Annotated in this window: 10 protein-coding genes and 2 pseudogenes; 7 read left to right on the top strand and 5 right to left on the bottom strand. The window is 65.9% G+C overall.

Annotated features, from left to right (window positions below; translation table 11 throughout):
- Positions 1-151: 151 nt before the first annotated feature.
- The 4 genes and pseudogenes from AC5LXK_RS33535 to AC5LXK_RS33550 all read left to right on the top strand — a co-directional run.
- Positions 152-1051 carry a LysR substrate-binding domain-containing protein gene (locus tag AC5LXK_RS33535; RefSeq protein WP_493394916.1) on the top strand — a complete coding sequence of 300 codons (900 nt, stop codon included), beginning with the start codon at positions 152-154 and terminating at the stop codon, positions 1049-1051.
- A gap of 95 nt (positions 1052-1146) precedes the next feature.
- Positions 1147-2271, top strand: coding sequence for an alpha/beta hydrolase family protein (locus AC5LXK_RS33540; protein ID WP_493394917.1), 1125 nt, complete (start codon positions 1147-1149; stop codon positions 2269-2271).
- 230 nt (positions 2272-2501) lie between these two features.
- Entirely contained in the window at positions 2502-2939 is a 438-nt protein-coding gene (locus tag AC5LXK_RS33545) for a tetratricopeptide repeat protein (protein WP_493394918.1), read from the top strand.
- A 115-nt stretch (positions 2940-3054) separates the two neighbouring features.
- A pseudogene (locus AC5LXK_RS33550) lies at positions 3055-3168 on the top strand (LysR family transcriptional regulator); the annotation flags it as partial.
- 127 nt (positions 3169-3295) lie between these two features.
- Here AC5LXK_RS33550 and AC5LXK_RS33555 read toward each other — a convergent pair.
- Complete coding sequence (locus AC5LXK_RS33555) at positions 3296-4462, bottom strand: porin (protein WP_493395088.1); 1167 nt, start codon at positions 4460-4462, stop codon at positions 3296-3298.
- An 838-nt stretch (positions 4463-5300) separates the two neighbouring features.
- On the opposite strand from AC5LXK_RS33555, the gene AC5LXK_RS33560 reads away from it, so the two are divergent.
- The 3 genes from AC5LXK_RS33560 to AC5LXK_RS33570 all read left to right on the top strand — a co-directional run bounded on the left by AC5LXK_RS33560 (position 5301) and on the right by AC5LXK_RS33570 (position 9140).
- Positions 5301-5750 carry a GNAT family N-acetyltransferase gene (locus AC5LXK_RS33560; protein ID WP_493394919.1) on the top strand — a complete coding sequence of 150 codons (450 nt, stop codon included), beginning with the start codon at positions 5301-5303 and terminating at the stop codon, positions 5748-5750.
- A 123-nt stretch (positions 5751-5873) separates the two neighbouring features.
- Positions 5874-7286, top strand: a complete 1413-nt coding sequence (nosR, locus tag AC5LXK_RS33565) for a response regulator c-di-GMP phosphodiesterase, NosR family (protein WP_493394920.1) — start codon at positions 5874-5876, stop codon at positions 7284-7286.
- A gap of 84 nt (positions 7287-7370) precedes the next feature.
- Positions 7371-9140, top strand: coding sequence for a histidine kinase (locus tag AC5LXK_RS33570; protein WP_493394921.1), 1770 nt, complete (start codon positions 7371-7373; stop codon positions 9138-9140).
- A 46-nt stretch (positions 9141-9186) separates the two neighbouring features.
- Here the strand turns inward: AC5LXK_RS33570 and AC5LXK_RS33575 are convergent.
- From AC5LXK_RS33575 to AC5LXK_RS33590, 4 genes and pseudogenes are all read right to left on the bottom strand, one after another.
- Positions 9187-9564 (bottom strand): annotated as a pseudogene (locus tag AC5LXK_RS33575) (PHB depolymerase family esterase); the annotation flags it as partial.
- 66 nt (positions 9565-9630) lie between these two features.
- Positions 9631-11334, bottom strand: coding sequence for a cobaltochelatase CobT-related protein (locus AC5LXK_RS33580; RefSeq protein WP_493394922.1), 1704 nt, complete (start codon positions 11332-11334; stop codon positions 9631-9633).
- Between the two features lie 4 nt (positions 11335-11338).
- On the bottom strand, positions 11339-12541 hold the full coding sequence (locus AC5LXK_RS33585) for an AAA family ATPase (protein ID WP_493394923.1): 1203 nt from the start codon (positions 12539-12541) through the stop codon (positions 11339-11341).
- Positions 12542-12668: 127 nt separating this feature from the next.
- Positions 12669-14027, bottom strand: a complete 1359-nt coding sequence (locus AC5LXK_RS33590) for an NtaA/DmoA family FMN-dependent monooxygenase (RefSeq protein WP_493394924.1) — start codon at positions 14025-14027, stop codon at positions 12669-12671.

A 14027-nucleotide genomic window follows, 5' to 3' on the forward strand; every position in this document is an offset into this window, starting at 1 on the left:
AGCTCGCTCATCGATCAATCGGGATATCGACGAGTGTCGACTGGTGATGGTACTTAGGTCGTGATGATCGGGAAAATGAATTAATTCGATAAAATTGTTCGATACTATCGATCGATAGCGTTACGCAGATCAATGGTCCAGCGAGAGACATATGGAACTTCGCCACCTTCGCTATTTCCTGGCAATTGTTGAGTTCAACAACCTTTCACGGGCAGCCGAAAAGATGTGCGTTGCGCAATCCACGCTGTCGCACGCCCTTCGTCAGCTCGAAGAGGAACTGGATATCGTGTTGTTCGACAGAGTTGGGCGAACTATTCGCCTCACACAGGCAGGCCGGGTTTTTCACGACTATGCGGCGCGCACGTGCAACGAAACGATGCGAGCCAAGCGTGCCATGCAGGAACTCAACGAGCTCGACGCAGGTACCTTTACTTTGGGCGCTATCCCGGTATTTCCGCTTTCATTTCTGCCTGGGGCAGTCTCGTCCTTCAATCAGCGGTATCCGAAGGTGCGGATCGTGGTCCAGGATCTTCTCGCGGTGGAGATTGAGGAAAAGCTGGCACTGGGTACACTCGATCTCGGTATTGCATTCCATTCGGCTTCACGGGACGACGTTGAATCCGAGTACCTTTTCACGGAGCGGCTCGTTTTGGCCGTCGGTCGGAACCACCCATTCGCACAAAAGCGCCGGATTCAATGGAAAACGCTTGATTCGATTCCCCTTGCGCTCCTCGCGCCAAAGTTTTCGACGCGCATCCTAATTGAAGATGCGTTCAGGGCTGCCAAAGTCCAATCGCGAGTAGTCGTAGAAATGGATACCACGGCGTCGCTTCTTGCGGTCGCTGCGGAAGGCAAGCTTGCAACCGTCGTTCCTGAACGTGCCGGAGCAGGCTTCGAATGCATCAACCTGATACCTATAACGCATCCGGAATTGTCCCGAATGCTTGGTTTGCTATGGCCGAAGGGGACCGGACGGACTCGCGTCGCGATGACTTTCGCAGATATGCTTAAGGATGTGTCCACGGATGTGCGACATGGCCAGAAAACGTGATCCGTGGTCAGCTCAATCCTGCTTGGTGGAATTCTCACACCGTGGGCATGGAGCCACACGGGTGCACTTACTCTGATTCTCGGAGCGCCTGCGCCGTGTTGACTGACCGCTATCGGGAAAACCAAGTGACCGCTTCGGGCCGACAACTACCGATCCAGAAAAGCACAAGCATAGATCCTGGCACAGGCTCATGCGCGAAGCCTTGCTGCATCATTGAAGTGACGGTTGCTGGCGCTGCGGTGAGTTACGTGCTCAAATTGCCGGGAAAAATTGCGTTGGCTGCCGCGCGTCACGCTTCGGCTATCGCCATGCCGCATCCGTCCATTCTCGACATGCAGGTCACCATGAAAACGGCTAGACGTCTGTTCTGGATTTGCCTTGCGCTCGTGATCCCCGGTGTCCATGCCGAACAGCTCAGGTCGGACCTGCACGAATCGGTCTCGACAATCGACGTGGCCGTCAAGGATTTCTACGGAACGGAACAGACGGGCAAGGTAGCGATCACGCAATTCCTTCCGGACGGCGATGGCCCATTTCCGATCCTGATTCTCAATCATGGTCGCAGCCCGACGGATCGCGGCACGCCGCCGCGTTTTCGCTACACGCGGCAAGTGGCCTTTTTCGTGAAACGAGGCTTCGCCGTATTCGAGCCGACGCGCATCGGCTACGGTCAGTTCGGCACGCAGTTCGATCCGGAATACAGCGGCAAATGTCGTCAGAAGGACTATGCACCGATGATCGATGCGGCTCGCACCGAAGAGCTTGCCGTACTCGACTATGCGAGGCGGCAGCCCCATGTCGACCCGCATCGAATCGTCATCGTCGGGCAATCGGTCGGTGGCTTCGTCACGACGGCCATGGCGGCCGACAATCCGGACGGCGTGGTCGCGGCAATCAACTTCGCCGGCGGGTCCGGCGGGGACCCGGTCGAGCATCCCGGCGTGCCATGCCAGGGCGAACGCCTGGAAGCCATGTATTCGGGATTCGGAAAAACGGCGCGCGTGCCGATGCTCTGGATCTACACCGAAAACGATCAGTACTTCGCTCCGACGTATAGCAGCGCGTGGCACGATGCATTCGTTCGCGCCGGCGGCAACGCCGACTATCGGCTGCTTCCGCCGTTCGAGAAGAACGGGCACATGCTGTTCTCGCACGGTATCGACGTCTGGGAGCCCGTGGTGTCCGAGTTTCTCGAGCGCCAGGGATTCCCCGTTCGATGACAACCAGAATGGATGCAGGGATGTCGTTCGCGTGAACGCAGCGCAGCCGTGACGATCATTCGGCACGAGCCGGGCCGGTACACGGCAAACCGACGCACACGCGTCATTCCGCTCGGGTATGCTGCGTCACTGTCGGCCGGTCGAATCAGCCGGACATCGACGATGCACAGAGCGTGCAACACCCCCGTTCGCACCGCGACGCCACTTCCATTTCCAGAACAAGGACCCCCATGGCAGAACTCGACAACGCACTTTACGAGCGCATCGGCGCGCTGAGCGAGGCTGGCGACGCGTTGGCGGAAGACGAGGATTTCGAAGGCGCGCTGGCGAAGTACTGGGAAGCGTTCGACCTGCTGCCCGAGCCCAAGACCAACTGGGAGGCCGGCACCTGGTTGATGGCCGCCATCGGCGACGCGAATTTCTTTCAGGAAGACTACACGGCCGGCCGCGACAACCTCGGCAACGCGATGCATTTCCCCAATGCGGTTGGCAACCCGTTCCTGCACCTGAGGCTCGGCCAGTGCCAGTTCGAACTCGGCGATCTCGACCGCGCGGCGGATGAGTTGATGCGCGCCTACATGGGCGGCGGGCCGGAACTGTTCGAAGACGAGGACGACAAGTATCTGCGATTCCTGGCCACGCGGGCGGAAGGCATCAAGACACCCTGACGAGGTCGTTCGAAACCGACGCGCGTGTGGCGCTGTATCGCCACGCGCGCGTGCTCCCGCGCGAACCCGCCATCCAATGAACCTGACGTGCCGTCGTCGGTCCGGCGCGACGTTTCAGCTCGGTGCGGCCATCGAGGGGCTGGGCGTGGCGCTGGCATTGCTGCCGCCGATCAAGCGTGATCTCGCCGAGGGGCGCCTCGTGTGCGCTGTCGCGTCGCCTTGCTTGCGATGCTCGAAGCCGGGGAGGCCGACGTTCTTCGCATCCATCGAGCCGGATGCTTCGCGTACAGCCCTGCCAGCAGAAGTGTTCGTTGCCGGAGTAATGCGGCCATTACTCCGGACTTCCGGGGCGGCGGTCAGAAGCCGTGGAACATGCCGATGTTGACCTGAACCTGGTTGCCGCCCGATGAAGTGGCGCCAAAGTCGGCAGCCGATGCCTGTGCGCCCTGAGCATGGACGTAGGCCCCCATCGCGTACAGCGCGGTGCTCTTCGACAGCGAGTACGTGGCACCCAGCGACACCTGGTTGATCGACGCCATCGTGCGGCCTTCGGCAGCCTGCGTGGGTGTGGCTGCGGAGCCGTATACGTAGGTGTAGCCGGTAGCCAGCGACAGCGCCGGCGTGACCCGGTACTGCAGGAGGGCACCCAGCACGTTGAAGTGGATCGACGGCTGGCCGTTGTTGCCCTGGTATTGGGCGTTCGAGTAGCGCAGGCCGGCCGTGTACGGACCAACCTGGTATTGCGTCGCGACTTGCGCGATGCCCGCGCTCTTGAACGCATTGCCGCCGTTGTAGCCCGAACTCGGATAGCCCAGCGCGCCGCCGAAACTCGGTTGCGCCGTTGCGTTCAGCCAGCCGTTCTCACCCTGGTTGGTTGCATGAAAGTAGCCGCCGGCGACCGTCAGGCCGCCTTGGGCGTAGGTCGCAGCCGCCGACCACGATTGACCCGAACCCATGGAACCGGCAACGCCGCCGAACGAGTACGCGCCTTCAGCCTGGAAGCCGTGGAAGATCGGCGAGATGTACTTCACCGCGCTGTTCTGGTTCGTCGTGTTGTCGTTGTTGTCGACGTCGCCTGGCGTCGAGAACGTCGTCGCCGAAATGGCGTCGCCCGTGAGGCCTTGAACCATTTCCGTCACGGCGTCGAGCTGGCGACCCATGCGCAGGGTGCCGTACTGGTCGGAAGCGAGGCCGACGTAGGCCTGGCGGTTGAACAGCGAACGCGTGGAACCGATGGGCCCCTGGCCGCCGATGCCGCCGGTAGAAATGTTGAAGCCGTTCTCGATCTTGAAGACCGCCTGGAGGCCGCCGCCGAGATCCTCTTGCCCCTTGAGGCCCCACTTGTTCGAACCGGCGGCACCGCCATCGAGGCCGAACCGCTTGTGACCATTGACGTTCGACGTGTAGCCGATACCGGCATCGAGCATGCCGTACAGGGTGACCGACGACTGTGCCATTGCTGCCGACGATGCTGCGAAGGCGGCAACAGCGATAACGCTGACGTTGATTATTTTGTTTTTCATCTGCATTTCACTGTCAGGAATAGTTTCAGGGTGGATTGAAACGGCTTGTGTTGTATTCGAATACGGGTGACGGCGCTCGGCCCGCGCGTCGTCTCGGCCGGTGTCATATTTGCCGGACCGGCATGCAAAATTTACTAATTTCGGCATCCTTAAGATGTTGCGTGGTGAAACGCTAAACATGTCGACCGGTCCTGCCTGCTGTCGTATTCGTCATCCGGGCGAGCAGATGTCCCGAATCCGCGCAGCCGCATAACGCGAGCGGATTACCGTGCTGAGCCGGACGTCTTTCCGATGGCATTTCGGAGCAGTCCTGCAGCACCGTGCTTCATGCTCGCGCTGTTCCTGCGAGCAAGGCCGGCGACGCCGGAACCGGACCATGCTCCACCTGCGAAAAAAGCGAGCCGGAAATACCGGCCGCCCTTGCAGGCTGATCGAGCGTCCCGTTCAGTCGCAGGCGACGTGCATGGATCGTTTCGACGAGCACCCACGCAGCCGGGTCGCTTTTTGCACGCCGAAAAAACATATCAGGAACATAATTCAGCGTCAAAATTTGTTTGATATAAGTTAATCTGGTTTGATAACCTGACGCTTTACGGAGTTTCCCTTATAGGAGCGGCATCGAGACAATGTGTTATCGAGGTCCGCATGGTCACGCCGATCGCTGCAGGACGTGCCATCCCGGTTACGTGATGCGTGTCCCCCATGCAGTCGGCAAGTACCTGCGATCTCCGGCCACGCGAGCGCAAGACATCAACCCGCGCTGATATTCGTCTTCGACGCCCCGGCAGCGCTGCATCGCCACGCCGGGCGCTTGCTCCCCCACGAATCCCGCCAGCCCATGAACCTGACCTTCGTCCCCGTCGCGCAATCCGATGCCGACACGCTCGTCGCCATCCGCATCGCCGCGATGCGCGACAGCCTCGCACGCCTCGGTCGTTTCGATCCGCAGCGTGCGCGCGACCGGTTTCTTGCGTCGTTCGACCCGGCGCTGTGCCGCTTCATCGAAGCCGATGGCACCCGAGCGGGCTTCTATCTGGTTCGCCCGATGGAGGATCACTGGCTGCTCGACCACCTGTATGTCGCGCCCGAGCATCAGGGCAAGGGGATCGGCGCCGCCGTGTTGCGCGAGATCTTTGCCGAGGCCGACGAGCGACGGATACCCGTGCGCGTCGGTGCCCTGCGCGGCAGCGATTCGAACCGCTTCTACGAACGACACGGCTTCGTGCGGACCGGCGAAGCGGAATGGGACATCTACTACACGCGCGAACCGGGCACGGCAACGACGTAGCGCCTGCGCGATGAACGCCGGTTGACATCAACCAGCGCGCATATCAGCGTTTTCACCAATATGGAAAACGCGAAGGCGGCCGATGTTGCAGAGAGGGTGTGAATAATTGATCCGAGGCCAATTATGACGACATCTGCAATAAACGGCGTGAATGCCGCGCTGCCCGACACATCCAGCGCAACCACGACATCCGACGGCACGGATCGCACCCCGTCGATCCTTCTGGTCGACGACGAGCCGAACGTTCTGTCGGCGCTCAGGCGCGTGTTCCGGCCCGCCGGCTACGACATCCACACCGCCGAGAGCGGCGAGGCCGCACTCGCGATCCTGGCGGCGACCGACATCGACCTGATCGTGTCCGACATGCGGATGCCGCACATGAGCGGCGCGGAGTTTCTGGCGCGCGCACGGGCGCTGTATCCGGACACGATGCGCATCCTGCTGACCGGTTATGCGGAAATCGCGTCGGTGGTGCAGGCCGTCAACGACGGCGGCGTGTACCGCTATCTGAACAAGCCGTGGGACGATCACGACCTGCTGCTGACCATCGAGCAGGCGCTGGAGCAGCGCCGCCTGCGTCGCGAAGCGGCCCGGCTGGCCGCGCTGACGGAAGCGCAGAACGACGCGCTGCGCCTGTTCAACACGGATCTTGAAACGCAGGTGCGTGCGCGGACCGAGGAGCTCGGCCAGACCGTGATGTTCCTGGAAGCCGCGCAACGCGACCTGAAAAGCAGTTTCACGGCGATGGTCCAGGTCTGCGCGAGCATGATCGAGCTTCGCTGCGGGGCGGCGAGCGGGCATGCGATGCGGGTGGGCGAGATCGCGCGCCGGCTCGCGCTCGCGGCGGAGATGAGCGAACTGCATGCGCAGGACGTGTATTTCGCGGGGCTGCTGCACGGCATCGGCAAGCTGTCGCTGCCGGACGAACTGCTGCACAAACCGCTCGCGCGGATGAGCACGGACGAGCACCGGCTGTTCCACGAACATCCGCTGCGTGCGCAGATGGTGCTGACGCCGGTCGCGCAATTGCACAAGGTCGCATCGATCGTGCTGCATCAGTACGAGCGCTTCAACGGGCGCGGCACGCCGGACGGGCTGGTCGGCGACGCGATCCCGGCCGGCTCGCGGATCGTCGCGATCGCACGCGATTTCGAAGGGCTGCGTCACGGTGAAATCGGCGCGCCGCATTCGATCGAGCAGGCGATCGACGTGCTGCGCTCGCAGGCGAGCGTGCGCTACGATCCGCAGCTCGTCGCGCGCTTCGTCGAGCTGATGCGCGATCCCGCGAGCCTCGGCATCGCCGCATCCGTCGCCGAGATCCGGTCGGCCCAGCTGCGCGAAGGGATGCGGCTCGCCGACGATCTGCGCACGCATCGCGGCGTGCTGCTGATGACGAAGGGCAGCGTGATGTCGGCGCACCAGATCGAACTCGTGCGGCGCTTCGAGACGCGGGAAGGCACGCCGTTCGACATCCTCGTGCTGGCCGGGCCGGCTGCGTCGGCGCAGGTGTCCGACGCCGGTGCGCCGCCGGCCTGACCGAGGCACCGCGGCCTGGCGGTCGCGGCGCGCGATCGACCGCGCACCGCGGCGACGCATTCAACCCGCTTCGGGCGTCCGATCATGCATGGCACCTACAACCTTTCGCTCGTCGTGCTGTCGCTCGCGATCGCGACGCTGGCCTCCTATACGACGCTCGATCTCGCGGCGTTCATTTCGCTGCTCGACGACCCGAAGCTGAAGCGGGCATGGCTCGGCGGCGGCGCGGCGGCGATGGGCACCGGCATCTGGTCGATGCATTTCGTCGGCATGCTCGCGTTCTCGCTGCCGATCCCGCTCGGCTATGCGTGGCAGGGCACGGGCATCTCGCTGGCGATCGCCGTGCTCGTGTCGTATTTCGCGCTGAACGTCGTCACGCGCGCGCGGCTGGGCTGGCGGCGGCTGTGCGCGGGCGGCGTGCTGATGGGCGGCGGGATTGCCGGCATGCATTACATGGGGATGGCCGCGATGCACATGCAGCCGGGCATTCGTTACGATGCCGGGCTGTTCGCCGCGTCGATCGGCATTGCCGTGGTCGCATCGACGGCCGCGCTCTGGGTTGCGCAGGCGTTGCGCGCGCGGCAGGCGCGCCATGCGACCGCGCAACGCGTCGGCGCGGCCGTCATCATGGGGCTCGCCATCACCGGAATGCACTACACGGGGATGGCGGCCGCGCATTTCGCGCAGGATGCGCGATGCGGCGCCGCGCAAGGGGTCGATGCGCCGTGGCTCGCGACGACGGTCGCGTTGTTCACGATGGCGACGCTGGTCGTCACGCTGATGCTGTGCCGTTTCGATGCGCGCACAACTTTCCTGCGCGGGATGACCGATACGCTCGAGCGGCTCGTGCGATTGCGCACCGACGAGCTCGAGCGTGCACTGCGCCGCTACGAGCAGACGACGCAGATGCTGCAGCGCACGCGCGAAAACATGGTGGCCGAGATCGACGAACGCAAGGCCGCGCACGCGCTGCTCGAACAGGAGAAGGACGAACAGCGGCGCCTGCTGCATGTGCTCGAGGAAACGCACGAGCAGTTGCTGCAGTCGGAAAAGCTCGCGTCGATCGGGCAGCTCGCGGCCGGCGTCGCGCACGAGATCAACAATCCGATCGGCTTCGTCAGCGCGAACCTCAATACGCTGAAGACGTGGGTGCGCAGCCTGCTCGACGTGGTCGCGGCGCATGAAGCCGCGCTGCCGCAGCTCGATCCGGCCACCCGCGATGTGCTGGCGGCTGCCCGCCGCGCCGCGGATCTCGATTATGTTCGCGACGAGATCGGGACGCTGATCGACGAGTCGATCGACGGTGCGCTGCGCGTGCGGCGCATCGTGCAGGACCTGCGCGATTTCTCGCGCCCGGCCAGCGACGAATGGCGCGTGGTCGATCTGCATGCGGGGCTCGAAAGTACGCTCAACGTCGTGCACAACGAACTCAAGTACAAGGCGGACATCGTGCGCGATTACGGCGATCTCCCGCCTGTCGAATGCCTGCCGTCGCAACTGAACCAGGTATTCATGAACCTGCTGGTCAACGCGGCGCAGGCGATTGCCGAGCATGGCGTGATCACGATCCGCACGTCGGGCGACGCCGACCAGGTGTCGATCGCGATCAGCGATACCGGTGCCGGCATGACGCCCGACGTCGTCCGGCGGATCTTCGATCCGTTCTTCACGACGAAGCCGGTCGGGCAGGGCACGGGGCTCGGGCTGTCGGTATCGCACGGCATCGTCGAGCGCCATCGCGGCACGATCGACGTGACGAGCATGCCCGGTCGCGGCACGACCTTTCGCGTGCGGCTGCCGGTGCGGCGTGCCGGCGACCACGCGAACGCAGCTGCGCTGGCGCAACGGGCGTGACGCGATGACGGCGGCCGTTCGCGAGAACCCCGGACAGGGCCGCGCGTCATCGCACGCGCTTGCGGCGCTGGCGACGAAAGAACTGCCAGAACATCGCGGTGGCGTCCGGCCCGGTGGCGGAATGAAACGGCTCGCGCGGATCGCCGCCGCTCCACGCATGCGCCAGCCGGCTGACGATGCATACCCGGACGACGAGCCGGCCGCCCTTCAGATAGTCGGTGTAAGCCGCATCGTCGCGTGCGTAGGTGTGTTGCTCGCCGACCCGCATTGCATCGTGTTCGTCGACGATCCGGTTGAGCCGTGCGAACGCGATGCCGAGTTGCGTCGCGTTCCGGTCGGTCACGACCGCATCGAGTGCGCCGTGCATGACGAGGGCCGGCATGCCGGGATAGGCGGCGATGTCGGTGCAGGCGTCGATCGTGGACGATGCTAGTCGCCCGATGTGACGAGCATGCGACGCGACGGGCGCTTCGAACGGTCGTACCGACGACTATCGCCGATCCAGCAGCGTATCGCTCAATACGGCGAACGCGGCGCCCGGCAGTGCGTTCAGGTGTTCGACCACGCTGCTGACCGGGTAGAACGACTCGACCGCATCGTCGAGAATCCCGACGCCGATCAGCTCGACGCGTTGCTCGCGCAGCGCCTCGACGCGTGTGCGCAGGTCGGTGCGCAGGATCGCCGGGTTGCCGTCGCCGGTGGCCGGATAGCCGTCCGACAGCACCATCAGGATCCGCCGGCGCGCGCGCTTCGACAGCAGCCGCGCGGCGGCCCAGCTCAGTGCTTCGCCGTCGGGATTCTCGTGGCCGCATTCGATGCAGGCGAGCCCGCTCGGGTTGTCGGAATCGAAGCGCTTGTAGACGCGCAGATCGAGCCGTTCGACGAACCGGTTGTAGCCGAACGTGCGGTGGCCCGCGTCGGTCCAGCGACGGTAGTGCGCGCGCATCGCGGGATCCTCGACGGAACTGTAGCCGAGCACTTCGCAGGCGAAGCCGAGCTGCATCAGCGCGTCGCACAGCGCGGCGGCGCAGAGCGTCGCGAGTTCGATCTTTCTGCCGGCCATCGAGCCGCTGCAGTCGATCAGCAAGCTGACGGCCGCATCGCGCCCCGGTGCCGCGCGTTTGATGCGGAACGGCGTGCGATAGCCGGGGGTGGTCGCCAGGCGGGCGAGCGAGGTCCGGTCGAGTTCGCCGCGCTCCTGTTCGCGCTTCCAGCGCGTCTGCTCGTCCACTTTCAGCGCACGTTCGAGCTGAAGCTTGAGCGGCTCCGTCTGCGCGCGGGCGGCGCCGCGCAGGCGATGCCAATGCGCCGGTGCGCCCTGGCCGGTGAAGTCCGTCACCGTGTCGAACGCGGTCGTCAACGGGACCGACAACAGCGGCCGGTTGTCCGCCGACAGGCGCATCGCGCCGGGTGCCGCGTCGCCCGGTGACGGCGATTCGGTCGACGATTCCGTGTCGGCGATCGTGCCGGCGCCGGATTCGGCCGCGACCGGCGCGCGCGCGTCGTCCGACGCGCCCGGGCCGTCCGGTTCGAACTCGGCGGCGATGGCGTCGCTGTCGAGCGTGCTGCCGGGATCGGCCGTGAACATCATGTTGTTCGCGCCGGCCGACGCCAGCGCGCGCACGCGTTCGACGATTCGCCGTGCCGTGCGGATGCTGTCGGCCGTCGAGGTCACGGCGCGCGCTTCGTCGACGAGATCGCCGCATGCGGCCAGCGTCGCGTCGAGCGACGGCATGCGCTCGAGGGCGGATGGCTGCTCGTCCCACAACGCACGTTCGATGCGCGACAGCAGCCTGTCGCGCCACGCGATGCGAGGCCACCGGCGCTGCGTGTCGGCGGCCGATACCGCCCGCATCCGGCCCAGGAACGCTTTCGCACCGGGATAGATCGCGACGAGACAGCCAGACACGCGTCGGTCGTCGATCGCCTGCGCGATGGCCCGCACCGCCGGCGAAGCCAGTGCGGCCACGGTGTCGATCGCGCCGAAGCGCGCGCGTGCCGCATGGAGATCGACGAAGCCGGTGATCGCGTCGTCGTCGATCTCGCCGGCGAGCAGCGTGTCGGGCAGCACCAGCACGTCGCGCTGCACAGCCGGCCCGTGGCGCGCGAAACGCACTTCGATGCCGTGCCGTTGCGCGAGCGTGCGGGCGAGCCGGGTCAGGTGCAGCGACCGCGCGTCGTCGTCCCGGTCCATCGCGTCAGGCCTCGACGTCGATGTAGTGGCGGATGATGCTGCGGATCAGGTCGGCGTCTTCCGCGCCGACCTTCGCATAGATCGTCGGGCCGGCGGCCGATTCGGGGTCGCCGGTGCGCAGCATCAGCTCGGCCCAGTCGAGCAGGCGGCGCGTCGAGAACGCGCTGGCCAGATCCTCGCGGACGAACGCGGCGCGGCAGTCGGCAGCGATCGCCGCGAGCGTGGCGGCCATCGCCGCCGACATCGCCGCGCCGAAGGTTCGCTCCAGTACGCGGGCCTCGTCGGCCGGCGGCAGATAGTCGAGGTGGTACACGCGCCAGCGGTCGAGGAACGCCTCGTTCATCACGTTCGCGCCCTGGTACAGGTGGCGGAACTGCCCCATCGCGCCCACCGCGTTGGCGGTCGCGAACAGCCGGAACGACGGATGCGGGACGACGATCTCGTTGCCTTTCTCCTTCAGCAGCAGGCGGCCGCCCGGTTCGAGCACGGCGGTCAGCACCGCGAGGATCGCCGGTTCCGCGAAGTCGATCTCGTCGACGATGAGCCACAGGCCTTCGCGCATCGCCGTCGGCAGCACGCCGTCGACCCAGATCGTCTCGCCGCCCTTGACGGTCCAGAAGCCGACGAAATCGCCGACCGTCGTCTGCCCGTTCATGTTCGAGCGCAGCACGCCGTGGCCGGCCTGCGCGGCGGCCTGTTCGACGAGGCTCGTCTTGCCGGTGCCGGTATGGCCGATCAGCAGGATGCGGCGGTTCTCGACGATGTCTTCGAGCACGCCGGTTGCGCGCGCGGTGAACAGGTAGGCCGGATTCGGCGGCGGCACGAGCGGCCCGCCCGGGCCGCGCGGCATCGGCACGCCGCCCACCTGCGCGGTGTGCGTTGCGTCGACGGCCGCCGCCGGTCGCGACGCGTGCGCGCGGCGCAGGTCCTGCATGAATCCGGCGCGATGGGCGGGGGCGGCGCGGTCGTCCGCTTCGCGCCGGACGTAGCCTTCCCGAAGCCACTTGTGCAGCTTCGCGTCGAGGTTGTCGGCATCGACGACCGTATCGACCGACGTGCTGCCGTCGGGCCGGTGATGCTGGATCCGGTACATGTGCGCGCGTTCGGAACGGCTGACGACCCATTGTCCGGCGGACGGGTCGGCCAACTGCCGGTAGACGCCGAGTACCGGCGGCGCGGAAGGCGGGGTGTCAGCGGGTGCGTTCATGGTGGCAAGCGAGAGTGGGCGGCCGGCGCTTCATGCCTGCGAGGCATCGGGTCGATTGTATATTTTTGCCGGTCACGGCGGCATGCGCGCCGCGCGGAGGCCTTGCGCCCGTGAGGCCGTCAGGCCGTTACCACCGATACCGCGCCGCAACATGGCCGTCCGGCAGTCGCGCCGACGCACCGAACAGCTTTTCCCGGAACGAGCCCGGGGCGTAGGCGGCCGGGTAGCGCCCGCGGCGCGTCAGTTCGGGAACGAGCAGGCCGGCGATCTGCCGGTAGGAATCCGGCAGCGTCAGGTACGGGACATTGAGCCCGTCGATGCCGGTCGCGTCGAACCAGTGTTCGAGCGCATCGGCGACCGTGCGCGGGCTGCCGGACAGCACGGGGCCGAGGCCGCCGAGGCCGGCCCAGTCGATCACGCGGTCGACGGTCCAGCCGGACCCGTCGGCCTGCGCGAACTGGGTCGCGAGCGACTGGATCGCGCGGTTGTCGAACGTCGTCAACGGCGCGGCGCCGTCGAGTGCGGCGAAGTCGATTCCGAGCCAGCCGGACAGCAGCGCCCGCACGGCGTCACGGTCGACGTGCCGGCGATAGTCGGCCAGCGTCGCGGCGGCCAGCGCGTCGGTCTCGGCGACGACGAGCGCCGCCTGCGCATAGATCCGGACCGCGTCGCGCGGCCGGCCCGCCTGCTCGGTGCGGTCGCGAATCGTGTCGACGAGTTGCGCGAGCCGCTCCGGCGTATGGGCCACCACGAACGCGCATTCCGCATGCTGCGCGCAGAAGCGGACGCCGCGCGGCGACGCGCCGGCCTGGAACAGCAGCGGCGTGCGTTGCGGCGACGGCTCGCTCAGGTGGATGCCCGACACGTTGAAGTGCCGGCCCGCATGGCTGATGGCGCGCACGCCTGCGGCATCGGCATAGCGGCCGGTGGCCGCATCGCGCAGCACGGCGTCGTCGCGCCAGCTGCCTTCCCACAGCCGGTAACAGACCGTCAGGTATTCGTCGGCATAGTCGTAGCGCAGGTCGTGGTCGGCGAGTTCGGGGCGGCCGAGGCTGTCGAGCGCGCCGGGCAGGTAGGACGTGACGATGTTCCACGCGACGCGCCCGCGCGTCAGGTGGTCCAGCGTCGACAGGCGGCGCGCGAACACGTACGGATGCTCGGCAAATACCGACGACGTGAAGCCGAAGCACAGATGCTCGGTGACGGTGGAGAGGCCGGCAATCACCGGGAGCGGATCGTTGACGGGCAGTTGCGCGGCCGATTCGATCGACCGCGCGAGACCGTCGCCGTGCGCCGCATGAGGGCCGAGCACGTCGGCGAAGAAAATCGCGTCGAAGCGCGCCGCTTCGAGCAGGCGGCCGAGCGCGAGCCAGTGCGCCATGTCGAGGTAGTCGCGCGAGCGGTCGTCGCGATGCGCCCACATCCCGGGCGCGAGGTGGGTCGGGCTGTTCAGCAGGAACGCGTTGAAGCGGATCGGCTTGCGCAT

This window comes from Burkholderia pulmonis (assembly GCF_984667975.1).